21 protein-coding genes are annotated in these 21,754 nt (G+C 61.0%); 3 read left to right on the forward strand and 18 right to left on the reverse strand.

Going from position 1 to position 21,754, the window contains the following annotated elements; all coding sequences use genetic code 11:
* Positions 1-52 precede the first annotated feature (52 nt).
* Positions 53-622 (forward strand): helix-turn-helix domain-containing protein, encoded by a 570-nt coding sequence (locus tag FHW64_RS32955; RefSeq protein WP_221210595.1) that lies wholly within the window; start codon positions 53-55, stop codon positions 620-622.
* Positions 623-705: 83 nt separating this feature from the next.
* On the opposite strand, the gene FHW64_RS32960 is transcribed toward FHW64_RS32955, so the two are convergent.
* The 13 genes from FHW64_RS32960 to FHW64_RS33020 form a co-directional block, all read right to left on the reverse strand.
* Positions 706-1,563 (reverse strand): MipA/OmpV family protein, encoded by an 858-nt coding sequence (locus tag FHW64_RS32960; RefSeq protein WP_184533479.1) that lies wholly within the window; start codon positions 1,561-1,563, stop codon positions 706-708.
* A gap of 56 nt (positions 1,564-1,619) precedes the next feature.
* Positions 1,620-2,543: a DUF1295 domain-containing protein gene (locus FHW64_RS32965; RefSeq protein ID WP_184533481.1), complete on the reverse strand. Its 924-nt coding sequence runs from the start codon at positions 2,541-2,543 to the stop codon at positions 1,620-1,622.
* 178 nt (positions 2,544-2,721) lie between these two features.
* The gene (locus tag FHW64_RS32970) at positions 2,722-2,967 is read right to left on the reverse strand and encodes a hypothetical protein (RefSeq protein ID WP_184533483.1); all 246 of its coding nucleotides are present in this window, start codon (positions 2,965-2,967) and stop codon (positions 2,722-2,724) included.
* A gap of 13 nt (positions 2,968-2,980) precedes the next feature.
* On the reverse strand, positions 2,981-3,346 hold the full coding sequence (locus tag FHW64_RS32975) for a hypothetical protein (protein WP_260306549.1): 366 nt from the start codon (positions 3,344-3,346) through the stop codon (positions 2,981-2,983).
* 536 nt (positions 3,347-3,882) lie between these two features.
* Positions 3,883-5,259, reverse strand: coding sequence for an amidohydrolase family protein (locus FHW64_RS32980; RefSeq protein ID WP_221210593.1), 1,377 nt, complete (start codon positions 5,257-5,259; stop codon positions 3,883-3,885).
* A gap of 30 nt (positions 5,260-5,289) precedes the next feature.
* Positions 5,290-5,799 (reverse strand): hypothetical protein, encoded by a 510-nt coding sequence (locus FHW64_RS32985; protein WP_221210592.1) that lies wholly within the window; start codon positions 5,797-5,799, stop codon positions 5,290-5,292.
* 18 nt (positions 5,800-5,817) lie between these two features.
* Positions 5,818-7,245 (reverse strand): aldo/keto reductase, encoded by a 1,428-nt coding sequence (locus FHW64_RS32990; protein ID WP_184533485.1) that lies wholly within the window; start codon positions 7,243-7,245, stop codon positions 5,818-5,820.
* Positions 7,246-7,284: 39 nt separating this feature from the next.
* Positions 7,285-7,995: a cysteine hydrolase gene (locus tag FHW64_RS32995; RefSeq protein WP_184533487.1), complete on the reverse strand. Its 711-nt coding sequence runs from the start codon at positions 7,993-7,995 to the stop codon at positions 7,285-7,287.
* A gap of 12 nt (positions 7,996-8,007) precedes the next feature.
* Positions 8,008-10,041: a dipeptide ABC transporter ATP-binding protein gene (locus FHW64_RS33000; RefSeq protein WP_221210590.1), complete on the reverse strand. Its 2,034-nt coding sequence runs from the start codon at positions 10,039-10,041 to the stop codon at positions 8,008-8,010.
* Positions 10,038-10,919 (reverse strand): ABC transporter permease, encoded by an 882-nt coding sequence (locus FHW64_RS33005; protein WP_184533489.1) that lies wholly within the window; start codon positions 10,917-10,919, stop codon positions 10,038-10,040. The genes FHW64_RS33000 and FHW64_RS33005 overlap by 4 nt, the downstream gene beginning before the upstream one ends.
* Positions 10,920-11,837 (reverse strand): ABC transporter permease, encoded by a 918-nt coding sequence (locus FHW64_RS33010; protein ID WP_184533491.1) that lies wholly within the window; start codon positions 11,835-11,837, stop codon positions 10,920-10,922.
* A 14-nt stretch (positions 11,838-11,851) separates the two neighbouring features.
* The gene (locus tag FHW64_RS33015) at positions 11,852-13,363 is read right to left on the reverse strand and encodes an ABC transporter substrate-binding protein (RefSeq protein WP_184533493.1); all 1,512 of its coding nucleotides are present in this window, start codon (positions 13,361-13,363) and stop codon (positions 11,852-11,854) included.
* 78 nt (positions 13,364-13,441) lie between these two features.
* Positions 13,442-14,608, reverse strand: a complete 1,167-nt coding sequence (locus FHW64_RS33020; protein WP_184533495.1) for a carboxypeptidase family protein — start codon at positions 14,606-14,608, stop codon at positions 13,442-13,444.
* A gap of 240 nt (positions 14,609-14,848) precedes the next feature.
* Between FHW64_RS33020 and FHW64_RS33025 the strand changes: the two genes are divergently transcribed.
* Both FHW64_RS33025 and FHW64_RS33030 read left to right on the forward strand, forming a co-directional pair.
* A complete protein-coding gene (locus FHW64_RS33025; protein WP_184533497.1) occupies positions 14,849-16,120 on the forward strand; it encodes a porin in 1,272 nt (423 codons plus the stop codon).
* A gap of 308 nt (positions 16,121-16,428) precedes the next feature.
* Entirely contained in the window at positions 16,429-17,361 is a 933-nt protein-coding gene (locus FHW64_RS33030) for a hypothetical protein (protein WP_184533499.1), read from the forward strand.
* Positions 17,362-17,484: 123 nt separating this feature from the next.
* Here the strand turns inward: FHW64_RS33030 and FHW64_RS33035 are convergent, their stop codons facing one another.
* The 5 genes from FHW64_RS33035 to FHW64_RS34250 all read right to left on the reverse strand — a co-directional run.
* Entirely contained in the window at positions 17,485-18,132 is a 648-nt protein-coding gene (locus tag FHW64_RS33035) for a hypothetical protein (RefSeq protein WP_184533501.1), read from the reverse strand.
* A 32-nt stretch (positions 18,133-18,164) separates the two neighbouring features.
* Positions 18,165-19,286: an NADH:flavin oxidoreductase gene (locus tag FHW64_RS33040; RefSeq protein WP_184533503.1), complete on the reverse strand. Its 1,122-nt coding sequence runs from the start codon at positions 19,284-19,286 to the stop codon at positions 18,165-18,167.
* 2 nt (positions 19,287-19,288) lie between these two features.
* Entirely contained in the window at positions 19,289-20,449 is a 1,161-nt protein-coding gene (locus tag FHW64_RS33045) for a carboxypeptidase family protein (protein WP_184533505.1), read from the reverse strand.
* 222 nt (positions 20,450-20,671) lie between these two features.
* Positions 20,672-21,427, reverse strand: coding sequence for a GntR family transcriptional regulator (locus FHW64_RS33050; RefSeq protein ID WP_221220721.1), 756 nt, complete (start codon positions 21,425-21,427; stop codon positions 20,672-20,674).
* A gap of 115 nt (positions 21,428-21,542) precedes the next feature.
* On the reverse strand, positions 21,543-21,754 hold a 212-nt coding region (locus FHW64_RS34250), incomplete at its 5' end, for a hypothetical protein (RefSeq protein WP_221220722.1).

Raw genomic sequence — 21,754 nt, forward strand, 5'->3', positions numbered from 1 at the left:
CGTCATGCGTGCAGGGCCTTGCGATTCGGTGAACACCTCGACGGCATCTCGTATGCTCAGAGCACTCGCTTCCACAACTACATCCGTGCTCGGAAAACGTCTATTCGAACTGCGGCAGGCCAAGGGACTGTCTCTCCGGGCGCTGGCCAACGCCGCCGGCGTCTCCGCAACCCTCTTGAGCCAAATTGAGCGCGAAGTGACACAGCCGAGCCTGGCCACGTTGCGAGCGTTGAGCAGCGTATTCAACGAGCCGATGGATGCGCTGTTCCAGGACCCCGCCGTCCCGACTATTCGCGTCAGCAGGCCCGGGGAACGCACGCTGCTTGTTCGACCCAAAGACACCATCAGCTACGAACGGCTGACGTGCGGCGACGGACCGATGGAGGTCTTGCGCACGGTCTTGAATCCGGGACAGTTTTCTTTGTCCACGAAGGCCACCCACGAGACTGTCGAATGCATATACGTTGTCCGCGGAGTCTTGACAGTTGAACTGGCTGGAATCACCCACGAGGTCCGCGCTGGTGAAGCTTTCAACTTCGATGCCATCCACAGTCACCGCTATGGCAACAATGGCAACGAGGACGCGGAGGTCGTTATTTCCATCACGCCACCGATACCTTGAGGCCCCTCGCCAGGGGCGATTCTTCCACTCATACCCAACGAGAGCGCGTCACCATAGATTGACCGCCGCACGCCGTCTGGAGCCTAGAACTGATAGCCGACAAGTACACCGTAGGTCATCTGTGTCTTCTTCTCTACGATGGGGCTATCGCCAGCATCCCCTTGCAGTCGGCTTGCCGCGACGTTGAGCGCGAGGCTCCACTGAGGCGCCAAACGGTAGCTCGCGCCCATGGAGATTCGATACGCATTCACGCCAGAGCCGGCTGCATACTGAGGAAACTGCGACTTTGCGCTTTGCAGATAGTCGACGCCGAAGAAGGTTTGATTGTGCTGACTGTTGCCCCATGTGAGTCCGGGCCCCGCAGTGAGGGTCAGCGATGGAGTCGCTTGATACCGAGCCATGAAGTCCAGGGTCGCAAAAGTTCCTTGATCTCGACCGCCGATGTCACTCTGCACGCTCGCGCGCAATTCAGCCCAACTCATGGCGTAGATGGCGAAGAGTTCAGCATGGGTCGTCCTATCGATGTCGCCCAGTCCGTATAGGCGCTGACTGTCTGATTCGGATCGAGGCTTAAAGGTGTCGTACGCGATCGCAGCGCCGACACGCCAGTTGCTGTCGCGCAGGAGATAAGCACCCAGAGCGAGCGCGGCTCCCGCATCCGGATTCGCGCCGATGAAGTAGCGCCCATAGTTCGCGCCGACCAGGGGCACGATCTCGGTCTTGGTCCCGCTGGCACCCGGATACTTCGGCATGTTCACGACTCCGGCACCAATGTTGAAGTACCAAGCGTCGTCACCGACAAGCCCAGTTTGCCGCCAGGGCTCATTGGCATAGATGCTGTTCAAGATTGCAGGCTCGCTGTCGGCCCACGCGCTGGACACGAGGCAGGAGACCATGAGCGCCGCGGCAGGTTTGCCGATGCTAGATAGGTACTTGGTCATTGGGTTGGCTGAACGGGTTGATGAACAGACACGCCTTCCTCGATGCCGAACCGGCGTCAAGGCCGAGGTCGCCGCGGGAAAAACATGGAAACGCGACGTTGATAGTCCGCGTATCCGGGCCGCTTCTGAACCGAGTAGTACTCGGACGGAACCGCACCCGAATAGCGAGTCAGCACGACATACATCACGTAAGACAGGTACAGCAATCCCGCTGCGAGCGCCAAGCTTTGCCATAGGGGAAGCTCGGTTGAAAGGATTAGCAGCGACGGAAGGGACGAGATTGCGAGCGCGTTCCAAACCATCCACTCACCGAAATAGTTCGGATGACGGCTGTATCGCCACAGACCTTCCTCACAGGACTCGCGCTTGCGACCTTCTTGCCTCATGCGGGAACCAAATCTTGCCTTTTGAATGTCGGCGACAAACTCGAAGGCGAACGCCGCCAGCCATAGACCATACGCAGCAAGTTCAAGCGGTGTGATCGGACTCGCCGGATTGGCTGCCTGCACGATGGCCGGCAAAGCGAGCACGCTCATGTTGGCGAAACCTTGGGTCGCTATCTCAAAGAGAAGGGCGGGCTTTGCAGCCCACTTCCGTCGTTCCCAGCGCCGCCGCTGATACTGGTAACGCGGCAACTCCTTGTCAAACGCGCCCATCCGCCAACCGGTCAGGGCCATGAGCGACATGCGTCCGCCTGCGAACAGGTACATGCCTGCAATCAGCGAGGTGCGCAAAGTGATTTCGGTGCTGAGCACCAGAACCTGTACGCCGACAAGGAACAAACCGATGGGCCAGCCAATGTCGACATAGGACATGCGACCGGTCTTGAGTGCCGGGACGATGACGATGCCGAGGAACAGCGCAGCCTGGACCAGAAGATTGGAGAACGCAAAGTCGCTGAATGGCGGACAGAGCAATAGCAAGGCAAGCAGAGCCGCGTACGGCAAACTGCCGAGCAGATGATGGGTCAGTTGTTTCATGAGCAACCTCGAGCCACATGCCATCGCGGAGCGAAATCGGCAGTGCCTCGCGGGGAAGTTCGCGTCGAACGCGTCTGGTTGAAGGGGCCCGCACGCGGACAGAGGGGCGCAGTCGCAGGGAGATTGAGAAGTTCGCGAGGCGATCAGCATATGGAGCGCCAACCGCCGACCGAGGCCCTTACCACCCGATCTGCTGCTGCCGGCCGCCGTGGATGTTTCCAGCGATGCCACCGGCAATGCCACCGATTGCTGCCCCGGTCCATGCGTCCCCGCCAGAGATCGCGGCGATACCGGCGCCACCAGCAGCCCCCATGGCCGCACCAGTCATCGTGCCTTGTTGCCTCGGCGTCATATCGGTGCAGCCGAGCGTGAAAGTGATAGCCGCTGCAGCCGCTGCGATCCTTGCAAAACTGAGTTGTTTCATGGTCAAGCTCCGTTTACTTGTTCTTCTGCAGCCTTGGCACGGCCATCTCGAACCAGATGATGTCCAGCACCGGGTGCCTTAGCTTCGTTGGATTGGCTGCGTACCAGCGATCCACGCCTTCGCGCACGCTATCCAATGTCTGACCCTGCATGCCCTTTGCCAGGCGCGGGAGGAAGCTTTGCTCGTCCGACGGCGGATTGCTTCCTTGGTATGCGCTCTGAACCTGAACCATGTTGGCCAAGCCTACGAGGTAGGCCTTCTTGACAGCCTCGTTCGACCCCGTCCATTGCTCGCCGGTCACTATGGGGATCTCCGCGGCACGCGCCGGGGCCGCCAGCGGCCCAAGGGACATGCATATCGCGGCGATTACCGCGAACATTCGTGTCTTGACTCTCACGGCAGTCTCCTGTTGACGGTTTCTCGTTCGTCGAATCAGTTCTTTGGCGCTGGGACCGGTGTTTCGGTGATGCGAATCTTTCCGCCCCCCGCCACGCTGCCCCTCACTTGGGTATTGCCAGTGCCGCGGACACGCTGCTCGCAAGCCGCGCGCGCACTCTCAGGTTGCCGCAGGCAGCGCCTGAGCGCGTTCTCCTCATATCCTCCTGGGCTGTTCAAGGTTCCCTGCCGCTTCGCCTCCTGAGCTGCAGCGGCTTCACGGAAGCAAGCGGTGCGGTCGACGCGAGGATCATTGCACTTGACGGTCGCCGCGGTGGCATCCGTTTGCTGTGCCGGAGCGCCACCCGACATTGCGAGAGTTCCTGCGACGAGCATCGCGTACAAAATCGGACGAGAGAGTTTGTTCACGGGAACCTCCAGAGTTGAGAGCCAAGCAGGATCAACTGTCTGCCGATCACTCGATTGGCGGGGTTATAAAAAGTACACACGGTTGGAAGCGATTCACGGCAGCGCACCACATCAGAAGATGACATCGACATGCGCGTCACCAGGAGGCGGTCCTGCTTCTGTTGGGTCCGCTTGAATCAGTGGGGGTACGGCGCTCTGACGATCCCAATCGTTGCGGTAGACGCGCCCACTCTTCATGACGAAGCCCAACTTGCGCAAGGCCGAGATGCCATCGAGCGGATTGCCGTCGATTGCCACAATGTCAGCGAACTTCCCCTGCGTCAGGGACCCCAGTTGGCTCTCCATCCCGATCATCCGAGCGGGCTGGATCGTCGCGGCCTGCAGCGCCTGCAGATTCGTCATGCCGGCTTCCGCGTAGTACTCGGTCTCGCGGATGGTGGCCGTAGTGCCGTCATTGGGTTCGAAGGGAAACTGGTCGCTTCCCACAGCGATGTTCACGCCTTCCTCGATGGCAGTCTTGAGCGCGAGCCAATGCGCCTTTCCGACCTCGCGCACGCGTGCCATGTACCAGGCGGGGGCACCGATGCGTTGAAAAAATTCGAAGGTCGCAGGCTGACTCACCAGGATGGTCGGCACGAACCAAACACCGCGCTGCTTCATTAGCTTGAGAATTGGTCGATCGAGGAAGTAGCCGTGCTCGATGCCGCTCACACCCAGTTCCACAGCCTCTCGAGTCGCGTTTGGAGACCCGGAATGCGCAGTGACCTTGATGTCATTGCGTTTCGCGATCTGCACCACGGAGGCTATTTCGTCGGGCGTCATCAGGCCCTGTTGAACACCCCCTCCTGGCGTTCCGATACCACCGGTGATGGCAATCTTGATCCAGCGCGCGCCAGCATCTATCTCGCGGCGGGTCGCCTTGCGCATCGCATCGGCCCCGTCGTTGGCGACCTCGCCGAATGCACCATGCCCACCGGTGATCGCGATGATCTCACCCGACGAAACAATGCGTGGACCTGGCTGAGAGCCCCTGCCTATTGCTCGGGCGAGCGCGATGTCAGCATGGTGGAGATCGCCGGTCGTACGAATGGTGGTTACCCCGCTGAGGAGTGACTTCTGTGCGTTCTCCGCCATGCGAAGCGCCAGTTGTGCATCGCTCTCATTGGCGTGTTCGAGCATCTGAATGCCAGGCAGGATCAGACCGAGATGCACGTGCATGTTCATCAGACCCGGGATGAGCCACTTGCCCGGCAGTTCAATCCGCTTCGCGCCTGCGGGAACGGGTACACCTGCGGCCGGGCCTATGGCGGCGATCCTGCCATCCTCTACAACGACCACGGCGTTGGGGACCGCCTTGCCCGTCAGCACGTCCACATAGCCGGCTCCAACGATGGCGACTTGTTCCGCCGCGCCTGCTGAGACCCCCGGAAGCAACGCCAACAGAAAGACGTTGAACGCAAACATCCAGCAGGGCAATGACTTTTTCATAGACGGGGTCCTCTCGACTCGGTTGAAAAGCTATTTCTTCCAGCAGTCCGGATCGGACGCAGGGTCGATTTCGGCGCGCACCAGCGTGACCTTGTTGATGCGGCCACCCTTCAGGTCCGCATGGCCGGCCGCGAGCATGCACGACACCATGCCGTGAGCGCGGCTACGGATCACGTGATAGGTGTAGATGCGGTCGTCCTTCTGGAAGACGTAGCGAAAGGGAACGACCGTCTCCACTCTCCCATCGGGCCCGACCGCCGCCTGGATGTTTTGAAAGTGATTGGCCCAGCCGTCCGGCCCGCGCGTTGCCTCTACTCCGTCGATGACGAGCGGCGCGTCTGCGGTGAAGTACTTCGCGAAGCCAGCCTCCGTAAGCGCGCCTGGCGTCTTCATCGCGTCGTTCCACCACACGAACATCTCCGAGAGCTTGTCCAGGCGTTTCGGTGTCGACTGCGCCGACTTTTCGGCACAGACCGAGGCGGACCCGAACAAAAGAAGGGCGGAAGAAACGAGCGAGGCAATCCTCAAACGTCTGGGCATGCAAGCTCCTTGCGAACTTCAACTCTTGCTGGATGGATGGACCACCGCCGTTGTGTCGGCGTGCCGGAAGGTGCGGGGGTTAGTCCGTGAGATGCGGAAACGAGAGGGGCAGTTTGGATCGGGACAGGCAATGTCTGCATCCGTGCTCATCCAATCGTTCGGATCAATGTGCCGCTGCTTGGCTGCCAGCAGAGGCAGCAGCGCACCGAGCGAATAGATCGAGAAACCCTGCCCTGGTGGCAGGTGCAGCATCTCTCCGCGCAGCTCGAAATAGTCACCGACATTCGCACCACAATAGAGCTTGGCGCCATCCGGTGCAACCACTTCGACTCGCAGGTCATGAATCGTGAAGGCGTGCTCTGATTGCGGCGATGCGACATCCGGCGCGAGGTCAACACTCGCGGGCGCCCCTTGCGTGTTCTGGTTCGTCTGCATGATCTTGGCGTGCCGGCCACCCTTGATGCGCTCGAGGTCATAGCAATCGCCTGCTGGCCCCATCGCGTTCTCGGTGTGAGCCGCGATGCTTGCTCGATCGTCGGCGTCGAGTTGGAGCCGGAAGATGGCGAGTGTCTCGTCCAGGTGGCTAGCATCCTTGGCGCCGACCAAGGCGGCCGCCACCTGGGGCTTGTCGAGCACGTAGCGCGCGGCCACCGCGGAGACGCTGCTGCCGTGCTTCTTTGCAACGGCCGACAGTGTTCGAAGAAGCGACTGATAGGCCTCCCACCCACCGAACTCCTCAATGATCAACCGGTACTTGACCAGCGACCTGTTCGCGTATGGCGGCGTCGGCTCAGGCTGCCCAAGGTATCGTTCTGACAGAAAGCCGCCTGCCAAGGTACCGTAGCAGAGAAGCTGAATGTCGTTCGCCTTGCAGAAGTCCACCATCCCATGTTCCGGCCGATGATCGAGCAACGAATACTGCAGTTGGTTTGTCAGCAGCTTTACGCCGCTTTCAGTGATCTCGCGAAGACGGCGCACATCGAAGTTCGTCGTTCCTAAATGCGCGATCTTGCCTTCCTGTTGAAGCTCCTTGAGCCACTGCATGGCCTCGACGTAGCCGGGAATTTCGTAGTCCCACCAATGGAACTGCACGAGGTCGAGGCGCTCCACTCCGAGTCGTTGCAACGAGGTGTCAATCGCTGCCTCGACGTCATCGCGACGCAGCTTTCCGAGTGCCTCCTGATCGGGCGTGTACTTGGTCGAGATGCGCAGTTGCCGCCCGAGCGCCGGGTAGCGCCGCGAGAAGGCGCCGATGATGTCTTCGACCCCGACGTAGTGGTCGGCGCAATCGAAGGCATTGATGCCGGCTTCGACGAAACGCCGCATGTCCTCGATGGCGTCGTCCTGCGCGTAGGGTGCGCTGTGCTTGGTGGCGAGTTGCCAGTTGCCCTTGGCCACGCGCGAGATCGTGTAGTCAGGTGCGAGAGTGATGGTTTCGATGGTCATGGGTCGTTGGTAAACAAGGAGGTATTCAAGAGCGAGCGTTCATGAACGCACCGGTTGCGCGTCGCGCCAAGTCAGGGCTGCGGTATTGCGCACATCGGCGAAGGCCTGCATCACGCTGCGCAGTCCGGCGGTATGGCCATCCGCAGTGGGGGCAGTGACGAGGTCGAAGGGCATGAAGGTGCGGAAGTCCCGCGCCTGCGCATCTCGGATCGTCGATTCGCAGCACACATTGGTCGCCGTTCCGACGACGATCACGTTCTCCACCCCTCGATCGCGCAGGTTGCGATCCAGGTCGTAGGGATTGCCAGCAAAGGCGCTAAATCGGTGCTTGTCGATGACCCAGTCGTCCAGATGGACTTCCGCGCTCGGATGCAGTTCGTGCATCGGACTTTCCGGCGTCAGTGCGGCGACCGCATGCACACGCAGTTCGGGCGCGACGAAGTTGTCGTAGTAGGTGCTCCAGTAGGCCGGCGTGCCTGGCGCTCCCACGGTCGTTCGAATCCAGGCAACCTGTCCCCTGCCTTCGCGCACGATCTGCGCGAAGACATTGATGCGCTTGAGCAAGTCGTCGAGCGGTTCCGGGCTGAAAGGCGCGCCGGGCCCGACCCAAGCGTTCTGCATGTTGAGCACCAGCAGCGCCGTCCTGCTGGGATCGATGTCGCCGAATACGGCAAGGCCGTTGCGACGATAGGTGGCTTGGCGAATGAGGTCTTCTGGCAGGCCGGGATTCGTGGAGGTAAAGGTGTTCACGTGGCTTTGGTCTCAGGAATGGACCGTCTCGAGATGGGAAATGGAAAGCGGAAAGTGGCAGGCGGCCTCTGCGTCAGGGCCACCTTTCAGCGTTGGAGTGCGCTCCTTGCAGATGTCTTCGGCCCGGCTGCATCGAGGATGGAAAGCACAGCCTGGAGGCGGGCTCACCGGGTTTGGAAACTCGCCGACCACACGCGTGCCTTCTGCAGAATGCAGTTCGGCTGCCAACAGCATTTGCGAATAGGGATGCGAAGGCGAGGCGAACAGTTCGTCAGTAGAGCGCTCCTCGACAATCGCGCCCAGGTACATCACCGCGACGCGATCGCAGAGGTAGCGGATGACGTTCAGGTCGTGACTGATGACCACGTAGGACAGTTTAAGTTCGCCTCTGAGGTCCTGTAAGAGATTCAGAATCTGCGCCTGCACCGAAACATCGAGCGCGCTGGTCGGCTCATCGCAAATCACGATCTCGGGCTTCATCACCAGCGCGCTTGCAATTGCGACGCGTTGCCGCTGTCCGCCGGAAAGCTGAGATGGCAGGCTCTGTGCGGTACGCGCCGGTAGACCGCAGAGGTCCATCATTCGCTTGACCGCCTGGTCGCGCTGCGCATTGGTGCCGATGCCGTGGATGTCCAGCGGCAACCGGATAGTGGAGGCCACGCTGCGCCGGGGGTTCAGCGACGAGTATGGATCCTGAAAGATCGGCTGCACCACGCGCGCTCGTTCGGCGCGACCAAAGGTGGCCGTGGAAACGCCTTTCAGCAGCACCTGCCCGGACGTCGGCGCCTCGAGGCCGAGCATGATTCGCGCGAGCGTCGACTTGCCGCTGCCGCTTTCTCCGACCACACCAAGGGCTTGGCCCGCACCCAGCGAGAGATTTACGCCACGCAGTGCGCGCAGGCTCGATCGCCTCGCGAAGAGACCATTGCTGATCGAATAGGTGACTTCCAGATCGCGGATTTCCACGACCTTGGTCGAACCACGGGGAACGGCACGCGCATCGTTCATCGAGACGGCGACCGCTGGTGACGGCGAGTCGGCGCGGGCCGCCATAACCTCGGGCGCAATCACGCACACATAGTCATGCCCATTACCGGCAGCTTGTCTCGGGATCGAAGCAGCGCAGGCGGCCGATACGAGTTCGCAGCGGCTTCGAAATTGGCAGCCATGGAGTTCGCCAATCAGCGACGGCACGGTACCTGGCAAGTAGCCGAGGCGCTCCCCCGCTTGCCGTGGCGCATCAGTGGGAACACAAGAGAGAAGTGCCTGTGTGTACGGATGCGAAGGACGTGCGAGCACCTGGTCGGCATTGCCCTCCTCCACCACTTCGCCAGCATACATCACCATCACGCGGTCGGCGATGCGTCGCACCACTTCGAAGTTGTGCGTTATCAGGATGATCGCAAGCGAAAACTGCCTCTGTAACTGCGCGAGCAGGTCGAGGATCTGCGCCTGGATGGTGGCATCGAGGGCGGTCGTCGGCTCGTCGGCGATGAGCACGCTCGGCTCGGTCATCAGCGCCATCGCGATCATGACGCGCTGCCGCAGCCCTCCCGAGAGTTGGTGCGGGTACTGGCGCATGCGGCGGCGAGCCTGCCCGATGCCGCAGGTTTCGAGCAACTCAACTGCGCGAGCGGTCGCGGCCGCGTGGTCGACATCGGGTCGGTGGCGCAAGATGCCTTCGACCAGCTGGTTGCCGACGGTGTAGGCCGGATTCAGCGCAGTCATCGGCTCCTGGAAGATCATCGCGATTCGGTCGCCGCGCAACGCTTCCATACGGGAGTCGGGCGCGTTGGCGAGTTCTTCGCCCATCAAGCGGATGCTCTTGGCCTTGCGTTGTGCGTGGGGTGGCAATAGCGCCATCAGGGCCAGCGAAGTCATCGACTTTCCGCAGCCGCTCTCACCTACGATGCACAGCGTTTCGCCGCTGTCGACATGAATATCGACGCCTCGCACCGCGCGTAGCAGCCCGGCCTCGAGCGGGATGGTGACATGCAGGTCCTCGACCTCCAGTGCGGTGCTGGAAGCTTGTGTCGCGCGCATCATTGCGGGCCCTTCGGAGCAAGGAGTTCGCGCAGGCCATCTCCCACAAGATTGACGGCCAGCACAAGCACCATCAGCGCAATGCCGGCGAGCGTGATGAGCCATGGATTGACCGTGAGCATCACCCGGCCCTCGGACATCATGAGACCCCACGATGGTTCGGGTGCCTGGATGCCCAGTCCCAGGAAGCTCAGCACCGCGGCCGCCAGGATGCATTGGGCGACTTCGAGCGTGAACACGACGATCAGTTGGCTGGTCACGTTCGGCAGTACTTCCTGGCCGATGATGCGGAGGTCCGAACTCCCCATGGCACGTGCGCGGGTCACATAGTCCATGCCAGCGACCTGCCGCACCACTGTGCGCATGACGACGGCGAAACGGTCCCAATGGGTGAGCGCAAGGACCGCGATCACGATGGCGAGTCCACTGCCGGCAATCTGCAGCACAGCCAGCGCCATCAGCAGGGACGGCAAGGCGAGTCGCGTCGCGACGACGAAAGACACGAAGCGGTCGACCCAGCCGCCGAAGTAGCCGGCGAGGATGCCGAGACCTGCACCGATCAATCCGGCCAGCGCTGCGCCACCGAAGCCGACGAAAAGCGAGATGCGAGCTCCGTGCGCAAGGCGCGAGAGGTAGTCGCGTCCGAAGGTGTCTGTGCCGAGCGGATAGGTCCAACTGCCCCCAGCCCAAACTGGCGGCCGCATGCGGCGCATGAGGCTTTGTGCATACGGATCGTGGGGCGAAATCACACCCGGAAACACCGCGACGAGAAGAAACAGGAGCAGCAGTGTGCCGCCGATCACGAGGCCCTTGGTTGGCTTTCTACGCGGCTTGCGCGCGGGGTCCACGGACGCGGGCTGATTGATGACGAGTGCTTCCATTCAGGCGGCCCGGATGCGTGGATCGATGAGCGCATTGAGGCACTCTGCAAGGAAATTAAGCAGGACAAACACGATGGCAATGACCAGAACAAGCGCCTGCACGACGGGGAAGTCCGAACGCTGGATCGCGTTCCACGCGAGCAGGCCGACACCGTTGAGCGCGAAGACGCTCTCCACCACGATCGAACCGCCAAGTAGGAAGCCCAACTGGACTGCGGCCACCGCGACGACCGGCATGATTGCGTTGCGTAGCGCATGCTTGAACAGCACGGTGCGGCGACTCAAACCTTTGGCGCGCGCAGTGCGCACGTAGTCGGCCTTGAGTACATCGATCATTCCGGCGCGGGTCAGCCGCATCAGAACCGGCATGAGATACCAGGCCAGCGCAATAGCCGGCAACACGAAGCTTTGCCAAGTTTCAGTTCCGGAGATGGGCAGAAGTTGCAGGTGCACGCTGAAGAGCAAGATCAGCAACAGGGCGGACCAATACGCAGGCATTGCCTGCCCGAGCACGGCCATCGAAAGTGCGACGCGATCGATGCGGGCACCCGGACGTGTAGCGGCATAGACGCCCAGTGGCACCGCGATGACAAGAGCCAGACCCAGCGACAGGAAGGCGAGCGTTACGGTCACGGGCAGGCGCGAAAGGATCAGCGTGAGCACATCCTCCTTGGAGAAGAAGGATGTTCCGAAGTCGCCTTGCAGCGCGCGCCCCGCCCAGTCTGCGTACTGCGCAAACACCGAGCGATCGAGGCCATAGACGTTGCGCAAGCGAGCGATATCTTCGGCACTCGCATCCATGCCTCCGATGGAGACGGCCAGGTCGCCGGTCCAGTGGACCAGTGCGAAGGTGATGACCGACACGGCGAAGCAGACGAGCGCTGCCTCCACCAGTTTGGTCAAGAGAAAACGAAACATCGTGGAACCGCCGCCTACTTCTTCCAGCCGGTCATGTACATCAGCGGATAGCCATCGGCTGGGGGCGTGAAGTCGAGGCCTGCTCGGTAGCCATAGTTGACGGTGCTGGTCATCAGCGGCAGTTCCATCGCCTCGCGGGCCAATTGGTCGAAGCCGAGCCGGTAGAGCCGCTTGCGCTCGGCTGGGTCACTTATTGCGCCGGCATTCTTGAACCACGCGGTTACCTCGGGGTCACGGACGTAGTCGCCCTGGCCACCCTGGAAGAAGACCGGCGTCAGCGCCGACACGTCGCGCACACCGGCCGATGGCCAGGGCACCACGGCGGCCTTGAACTTTCCGGCGAAGAAGTCCTTCACCCACGCGGAGGTTTCTCGTTGTTCGAGCTTGCCTTTGATGCCGATCTCAGCAAGGTCGCCCAGGATGGCTTCGGCCACGGGGCCGCCCTCACCGAAGGCGGCGATGCTCAGCTCGAAGCCGTTCGGGTAGCCCGATGCCTTCATGAAAGCCTTGGCCTTCTTGACGTCGTACTCGTAGGCCGGCACATCCTGCGCGCAACCGAACTGCTGCGGATGGCATGGTGCGTTGATGACCACGCTGCCGCCGCCGCGCAGCACTTCGCTGATCGCTGCGCGGTTGATTGCATGCGAGATCGCGAGGCGCACGTTCTTGTCCTGCATCGGATTGGGCCCGCTCCGGCCGGCCGCATCGAGCGTGAGAAAGTAGATTGCGTTCGAGGCGCCAGTGGCCGTCGCGACCTTCGGGTTCCCCTTGAGCATCGGCAGGGTGTCCTTGGGGACGCTCCAGACGAAATCGACCCGGCCGCTGGTCAATTCAGCGACCAGCGTCTGCGGGTCCGGCAGCGAGAGCACGGTGATTCGGTCAAGCCGCGGGGTTCCCCAATCGGCCTGGTAGTAGCCGGCGTAACGCGTCAATTCAGCCTTACGCCCCGCTTCGAACGAAGTGACGGCGTAGGGCCCAGTGCCAATCGGCTTCGCACCAAACTGTGCTGGACTCATGGCCGCATGTGCGGTCTTCGGCAAGATATACAGGGTCTGCGTCAGCCGGTCGATGGCGGACGGCGTGGGCGAACTCAGGATCAAGTTCACCTTGTACGGTCCCACGCGTTCGGCGCCCGCGATGAAACCATAGTCCCCTTGCGACGAAATTTTGGAGTCGGGACGCTTCACGTAATTGACGGTGTAGACCACATCGTCCGCGTCGAACGGCTGCCCGTTGTGAAAGGTCACTCCCTGCCGCAGGGTGAATTCGATGGTCTTGTCGTTGACCATCCGCCAGGAAGTCGCCAGCGCCGGACGCACAGCGCCGCTCGGGTCCCGCACCACGAGGTTCTCGAGCACATTGCGACTGACGAGTTGAACGGTGCCCTTGCCGGTGGCGTAGGGGTCAAGAGTCTCGACTTCGCCACCAAAGCCCCAAGTAAGCGCGTTCTGTGCGCGCTGGGCATGGGCGGCGGTCATCGATGCGGCAATCAGGAAGATCGAAAGGAGTCGGATAACGAGATTCATGAGGACGATCCGTGCGGCACGTGAGGCCGCAAGAGGGCTGATAGGCTGGAGATGTGTAGCGGCAGGGCCACTTGCACCTCACTGTTTCCGGAGGTGGTCGATGACGCCATGAAGGCCGTCGAGAAATGCAGCGCCGAAGCGGGACGCCCGCTGGGGTGTCCAACCCGTCGCTGGAACTGGTGTGTATCGCGTGTCCTTAAAGGGCTGCTCTAGCAGGACCGATAGGGCGTGCGGGAACGCATTGCCTATCCAGTTCCATGCCATGGAGAGATCAGCCTCCTGCGGGACGCCACCTGGGTAGACCTCGCCGAGACCGTAGTCGGGGGAGGCCGCGTGCCAGGCGTCCTCGAAGTACTCAAAGACGCGTTGGCGGTCTGCGTTCCAAGTCGGGACATTTTGCGAGGGCCATACGAAGTTGCAACGCAGTTCGGGGTCCGCATGGCAATCGATGCAGAAGTCGAGTCCGATGCGGCGCATTGCGTCCTGAACCGCAACGACTTCAGGCGAGCGCTCGTCGCTGGGAGACGCCCATTCGCGATTCAAGTTGACGCCGGTCGAAGTCGTCCGGCTGAAGCCATTGGCAGAGCCGTCCGGGTTCATATTGGGGACGATGTAGAAGACGGCCTGTTCAAGGAGCGCTCGGGCGACGGCGTCTTGCGCATTCAATAGGCGTTCGATGAGACCTTCGATGAAAAAGCCGGCTTGTGTCTCGGACGGATGTTGACGCGCAATGATCCAACACTGCTTCTTTTCGGGCGTCGGCGCTCCCATCGTCAGCAAGTCGATTGGACGAGCCTGAAGACTATGGCCGATCGTCTCCAGACGAGCGAGTGGTGATGCCAGTGCGCCCGCAATCAATCGCTGATCGCGCTCAGGCGGAAATGGGGCGAAGGCAGCGTAGTAGCAGACATCAAACGCGGGCTCGTGCTCGAAATCGAATGTCGTGCCATCGAACGTCGCGTTGATGCGAAACCAGTTGACGAGGTCGTAGCTCGCAAGTGGACCCGTGTGCGTCCAGCGGTCTTCGATGCCTTCGCGGTTGGCCAGGCGCACCGCCCTGCTCTCCCCGGCATTCATCAGCCGGAACCGGCACTTGCGGCCACGCACCCCGCTTGCACGGAAGTGATACCAGCCGAGAAAGTTGCTCTCTGGGTCCTTCGGAACGTCTAGTTGGATGTCCGAAGCGTCGCTGGCATTCCTCACCGTAATGCGGCCGGACGGGATCGCTGCGTCAATAGAAATCATTGGATGAGTGTGGGGAGTCGAGGCCGAAAAGATAGCGGCCTAGTGACTTGTGATCACAAATATAAGATCGTCTTCGATAAATCATCTGGGGGTTTTTACCTAGCCTCAAAGCCAAAGAGCTGAAGCTCTCGCGCTTACATGCGACGGTCGCTTCCTGCAAGCCGTAGAAGTACTCAGAATCATAATTCAATCGGAAATCTATGATCTGTGATCACATTTCATAGCAAAGGTGTATTTCTGATGGCAAAAAATAGGAAGTCTTTCGTTGCGCTCGCCGCCCTAGTGGCAACTGGTTCGACATGGGCACAGTCTTCCGTCACGTTGTTTGGCGTGATGGACGCAACCTTCTCGATGTTCTCCAACAAGTCGCAGAACGCGCTGGGGCAAAGCGCTACGACCAGTCAAACTGTGCTTCGGAACTCGGGCTACAACTCGTCTCGCCTGGGCTTCCGCGGCACCGAAGACTTGGGCGGTGGCCTTGCGGCGAACTTTTGGATGGAGGGTTCTGTGCTCACTGACACCGGGGCGGGTGCGGCCACCGGCGGAGGCTTTGCGTTCGACCGTCGATCAACCGTGAGCCTATCGGGTCCGTTCGGCGAGGTCAGGCTTGGCCGCGACTACACGCCATCCTTCTGGCAAGACGCGATGTACGATCCGATGGGCATCAATGGCGTCGGTGTCAGTCTCATTGCGAGCGCGCATGGCTACAACAGCCCGGGCAGCATGCTCGCGCAGAGCGGATTCACTGCCAACGCCAACTATGTGCGCGCCAGCAATTCCGTTGGTTACTTCCTGCCTCCCAATTTGGGTGGGTTCTATGGCCAGTTCATGTACGCCATGAACGAAAAGACCAGCTACGACCCCGGCACGCTCACCCCGCCCACTGCCGCGGCGATTGTGAACAATCCTTCGCTCGCGACGACCAATGACAACGCGCGAGTCGGCAGCTACCTCGGCACGCGCCTCGGCTACACCAATGGCCAGCTGGACACTTCGGTGCTCCTGGCGTCGACGCCGATCACTTCCAATTACTTCCTCGGAAGAACGAACAGCCTCGAGACCTGGGGCATCGGTGCGTCGTACGACTTCAAGTACGCCAAGCTCTTCAGCGCCTACTCGCACAACAAGATCAAGGTCAACGACAGTTCACCGTTGGCGAATCCGTTCGGTTTCGTCGGGCCCGGAGCAAACGGGTGGATCGTCGGTTCGACTATTCCCGTGGGCCCGGGAATGATCCGCCTCTCCTACGCGGAAGTGAAGTACAACAACGTCAACCGCGCAAGCCAGATCATCAGTTCCGACGAGCCCGAAGCCAGCAAGTGGGCACTGAGCTACGTTCATAACTTGTCGAAGCGCACCGCGTTCTACGCGACTGTCGCGCGCGTATCGAACAAGTACGGCGCCGACCTCACGCTGGGCGGCCCAGCCTACGTCAAGACCAGCCCTGCTACCGGCACGCTGACGCCGCAAAGCTCCACCGGTCTGGATCTCGGCTTCAGCCACGTGTTTTGACGAGAAGTTAAGTGCTGTGCGAACTCCATCCACAGCATCGGATGGAGTTCGTGATACCTCTTAGTGAAAAGGCCGACAGGCCTCCGTCGACTACCAGTCCGTGCAGGCAGGGAATTGCTTTCCCTCTGCGTCACTGCGCCGACAGGACTCACCGAAAGCCGTGATGCACCAAGGTGCAATTGACGCGGCCGACATCGATTCGGAGACTCTGACGGCTTCAGAAGATCCAGGAGTTCTCCATTCCAGCTTGCACGATTCAGACGATCAACGATCTCGCGCAACTGCCCGACGAGGAGTTGCGATCCTGCATGGCGGCATTGCGCACCGCGGTGATGGAGGCGAGGCGCGTTCATGCCATATCTCAGCAAGAGGGCGTCGTCTCCTCGGCCACACCCTTTGCCTTTCACTCGTTCAATTGGCGCCCCAAGACCGCCAACCGCCTCGATACGCCACTTCTCTCTCCCGAGACGCCCATCGAAGAGCTCCCCCTTCGAAAGAGCGTTCATGAGGCCTTTAAGGCGCTCAACATCTACTGCATCGAGGACCTTTCCGCCATCAGCGAAGGCGAGCTCCTCGCGGAGGTATCCATCGGGCGGAAAACCACGAACCGACTGCGCGAGATTCTTGCGGGGCTCGGCATGGAGTTCTCGCCGAACCCCGATCACAGACAGCGTGCTCTCGATCAAAGCAAGGCAATCCAAGCTTTGTCCTATGAGGCGCGTGCCGTAGCGCTTAGAGACCTGAAGGACTCATCTCCGACCGCATCCCTTGGCCTTCGGCCCGCGACGCTCATACGCGCACTGGATCTAGGCCATGAATCCGTTGGCGCTCTGCGTCGACTTCGGCTGGTGACTATTTGCGAGGCGTTTGGCAAACGCGAAACGCGAGAAATCTACGAAGCGTTGATGCTCACGGATCGCCCGTTCGCCGCGTCGGCCAAGCCAGTGGAACTCTGGCGTCACGGCCTAGCCGACACCGATGAACTCGTAGCGCCCACCGCTGCTCATACGCCAATCGAAGAGCTGAGGCCCTGGCTGGGAACATCGGTTGACGCACTGCAGGCCCGAGGAATCTACACTTTGGACGCATTGCGCCGATTCGCAGTCGACAAGGCAGTGACATCTCGTCGAAGGCTCGGCAAGGTCACCGCTGAGCGCGTGGCCACGTTCCTGGTCACTCATGTCAGCCCTGAGCCGTACCCAAGGCCCGCGCATTTTCGAGCAGTATCGATGCGCCACTGATCAACGCTTTTTCGAGCGGCATGCACAGCGCAAGGCGAGTCCCGGCCCAACCCTGACCGACTAAAAGGACTCTCGGCAAAGCCGTCGGTTCAGCTGACGCGAAGCACTGGAGCAGGGCGCCGGCTAGCGGCTCAAGGCTTGGGCGAAGATCGCGCGGAGTTCCTCGTCCAGCGTTGAGACATCGGCACCACGCTGCGCTGCCCGCTGATACCACGCCAACCCTTCACGGAGGTTCCCGCGTTCGATGTGCGTTGCGCCCAGCAACGTACACGGTCGATAGTCGGATGGCTCGCAGCGATGGGCGAGTTCGCCGAACCGCAACGCTTCATCCAGACGACCCAGGTCTCGCATCACTCCGCCCTTGGTCGTACAAAGCGCAGCAAGAATGGCCGGCGTCTTCAGGCAATCCAAGCTAAGGTCAGCCACGATTTCCAAGGCCGCGTGGGGCTCGCCGCCCCTGCGATAGCAACTGCTGGCATTGACGGCCGTCCAAGGGTCGCCGGTCCGCCTGAACTTCTTTGCAAAGTGGCTCGCCTCTCGGAGGTGGTAGGCGCGAGCCAGCGATTGCTTTGATCGCTGCTCAACCGCGCGCGACAGCAAAGCGAACTCGCTCCTCGCGAGACGAGAGCCGTTGTCGAGCTTGCGCAAGATGCGCATAGCGCGCGGGCGAAGAGACTCATCGATGAAGCTGACGCCATAGCGGATCAGCAACCGTTGCTCGCGCAAGGGGGCGAGATCGCGCGGATCAGTGCCGATGGCGCGATGGGGCATCGATCGACAGTAGCGAAGCTTTCGGAACTGATTTAGACGAGCTCGCGCATCGAGGAAGGGTTGAAATCCTGCAGGCTGGCCAAGTCTCGCGTGCGCACCTTGCTCGCCCACAGGGGATCGCTCAGCAACGCCCTTCCCACCGCAATCAGGTCGAACTCTTCTCGTTCCATGCGACGAATTAGGTTGTCAAGGCTAGCGGGCTTGGCGCCCTCGCCCGCGAAGGAGCGGATGAATTCCCCGGACAGACCGACCGACCCGACACTGATGGTCGTGGCACCCGTGAGCTTCTTCGCCCAACCCGCGAAATTCAGACCGTCAGTCCCATCGATTTCAGAGAATTCAGCTTCCCAGAAACGACGCTGCGAGCAATGAAGCACATCTGCTCCCGCCTCCACCAACGGCACCAACCAATCCGACATTTCGCCAACCGTGTCGGCAAGCCGAGCCTTGTAGTCCTGCTGCTTCCATTGGCTCAAGCGAAGAATGATGGGGTAGTCGTCTCCAACCGCTACCCTGATCGCTTTGATCACTTCGGCCGCGAAGCGAGCGCGCTCTTTCAAAGAGAGACCCCCATAGCGGTCGTTCCGCCGATTGGTTCCCGACCAAAAGAACTGATCGATCAGGTATCCGTGCGCGCCGTGAACCTCGACCGTGTCGAACCCCAGAGCCTTTGCATCCGCAGCTGCGCGGCCGAACGCCGCGACGGTGTCTGCGATGGCCTCCTCGCTCATGACTTCACCGCGCTGCACACTCGGCGCGGCCAAGCCCGAGGGGCTTTCCGCTTCGAATCCGGAGTTCCAGTCGGCAAGGGCATTCTTTACCGCCCCGACGTGCCACAGTTGCGGACCCATACGGCCGCCTGCAGCGTGCACGCCACCGATCACGCGCTTCCAGGCCGACAACGCGGCTTCGCCATGAAAGTACGGGATGTTCGGATCGTTGCGTGCAGCGGGGCGCTCGACTGTTGTGCCCTCTGAAAGGATCAACCCGACCTCGGCTTCCGCACGGCGTCGGTAGTAGGCCGCCACATCTTCGCCAGGTAGCCCTTGCGGCGAGAAGAACCGCGTCATCGGGGCCATGACGATCCGATTTTTCAGTGACAGCGACTTCACGCTGAAGGGCTGAAACAGCGCGTCGAAACTTGGGTGGTTCATGCTCAGGCCTCTGCTTGCGATCGCAAGTGGTCGACCACCCCGTGCAGGCCATTCAGGAAGGTTGCGCCGAATCGCGCCGCGCGTTGGGGCGACCAGCCGGTTTCCGGGACCGGGGCGCGCCGTGTGTCTTTGTAGGGTTGCTCGAGGAGCACCGACAGCGAGTCGGGAAACCGGTTGCCGACCCAGTTCCAAGCCATCGACAAGTCAGCGTTCTCCGGGACGCCGCCGGGGTATGGCTCTCCGTAACCGTATTCAGGCGAGGCTGCAGCCCATGCACGCTCGAAGTGGTCGAACTGGCTCGCGCGCCCTGCGTGCCATGTGGGCACATTCTGCGATGGCCATACGAAGTTGCAACTCAGACCTGGGTCCGCATGGCAGTCAATGCAAAAGTCCACGCCGATCTGCTCCATGGCGCCCCGCACAACGCACACTTCCGGCGACCGGTCCAGGCTGGGGGCGCCCCACTCGCGGTTCAGGTCCACACCGAGCGTGTTTGTGCGGAAGAAGCCGTTAGCAGAGCCATCGGGGTTCATGTTCGGGACGATGTGGAACGTCGCCTTCTCCAAGAGGGTGCGAGCGACGGGATCGTTGGAATCCAGTAGCCGTTCCAGCATGCCCTCGATGAAGAAGCCCCCCTGCGTTTCGGAAGGATGCTGGCGAGCAATGACCCAGCAGGCCTTTTTCTCGGATGACTCAACGCCGACCGTCAGCAGGTCAATGGGACGGCCTTGCGCGCTGTGCCCCAAAGTCCGCACGCGGACGAGAGGCGAGCCTTGAAGGCTGGCGATCAGTTTCTGATCGCGCTCCGCCGGATACGGCGCGAAGGGCGCGTAGTAGCAAATATCGGACTCGGCTTGATGTTCGAAAGAGTAGACCTTGCCATCGAATGTCGCGGGGACACGGAACCAGCGGATACCGTCGTAGCTTGCCAATGGCCCCGTGTCCATCCACGGATTCTCAAAGCCTGGACGATCAGGAAATCCACCTGCATTCATCAGGCGATAAGTGCACTTCTGTCCCCGGACGCCGGACGAGCGGAAGTAGTACCAGCCTCTATAGAAGCTATTGGCATCCGTGGGAATCTCAAGGCGGATGTCAGCAGGATTGTCCGCACTGAGGACTGTGATCCGTCCTGAGGGGATGGACGCGTCAATATGGATCATGTTCGAGACTTCTTTGCGAAGGCGACGGTGCCGAGGGACGGAGGGTCCCGGACAGCGGACAGCCGTCAACCCTTAAATCGGTGATCACAAATCATAAATCTCTTAACGGAGGAGGATCTTAGGGTTAACCCCACTCACCGCTCGCGCCTGAGCGAGGCGCAGAAGCGCGAAAGCGGGCGGCTCCCTTCGGAATCGCCCGCTTCTCAGATGCGCCAGAGACTTTTAAGCCGCCCGCCGTCGTGCCGATCTTTTCGTAGCTTCCGCCTGCTCGAGGCGACGGACCGCCAAATCAAAGAAGTGATTGATGTCCCGTTCGACGGACTGGCGCACCTTGGCCGCATCGTTCCGCCGGAGCGCCGCAAGCATGGCTGAATGATGCGCTGCCCCCTTGCCTTCGCGGGCATCGAAATTTTCCGCTGCCTCCCGGATGACGGGGCCGAGACGCAGCCATAGGCCTTCAATGATCGACAGCAATTCCTGCGATCCGGACAGCCTGTAGAGCCGAAAGTGAAACTCCAAATTGCGCGATACGCTCGCTTCAACCAGTTGGCGTTGATCCGCCTCGAGTTCAGCATCGACTACGGACATCAGGTCCTTCACGTCTGCGGGCGTCGCTACGAGAGTTGCCCGCTCGGCGGCCAAGCCTTCTACCGCCAGGCGAACCAGTCGCAAATCTTCGAGTTGGGCCACATTGAGGTTCGGCACACGCGCGCTGGAGTTTGCCGCGGCTTCCAAGGCTCGCTCCGCAATCAACTGACGAATCGACTCTCGGATGGGCTGCATGCTCGTGGCGAAGACCTCTGCGAGGTCCCGAATCTTGAGCACCTGACCCGGTCGAAAGCGCCCAACCATAAGCAACTGTCTTAGCTCTCGATAGACCCTCGCCTGCAGGGTTTCGCGCTCCATCGGTTGGATGTCTGCAATGTCGAGCGTGCTTGTCTTCGTCATCGTTGATTGCCCGTGATCTCCTTCGCTCATTGTATGATTTTTGATCAAAAAAGAAATATGTTGCCTCATGGATAAGCAAGAAGACCGTGTCGAAACCCAATGATCGATGCGAATCCGCCGGGCCACCGCTTTCCCCATTGTTGAGTCACGGTGCGACAGTCTGTACCGGACCGTTGGTGGCGACGGACGAGCCGGCTGGAACTACCGCAAAGGGCACGGAGCACCACTCCCGATCCGCCCGCCCCTTCGGCTGCTCTCGCTGGATTCTGTTGAAAAACCCGCTGGCAAATTGGTTCGGGTCGCCTATGTTGAAGGCAACGAATTTGTTGGAGGCGCTTTGACATGATGGGTCAACAG

Source organism: Variovorax sp. Sphag1AA (assembly GCF_014192575.1).
In the GTDB taxonomy this organism is placed as follows: Bacteria; Pseudomonadota; Gammaproteobacteria; order Burkholderiales; family Burkholderiaceae_C; genus Variovorax.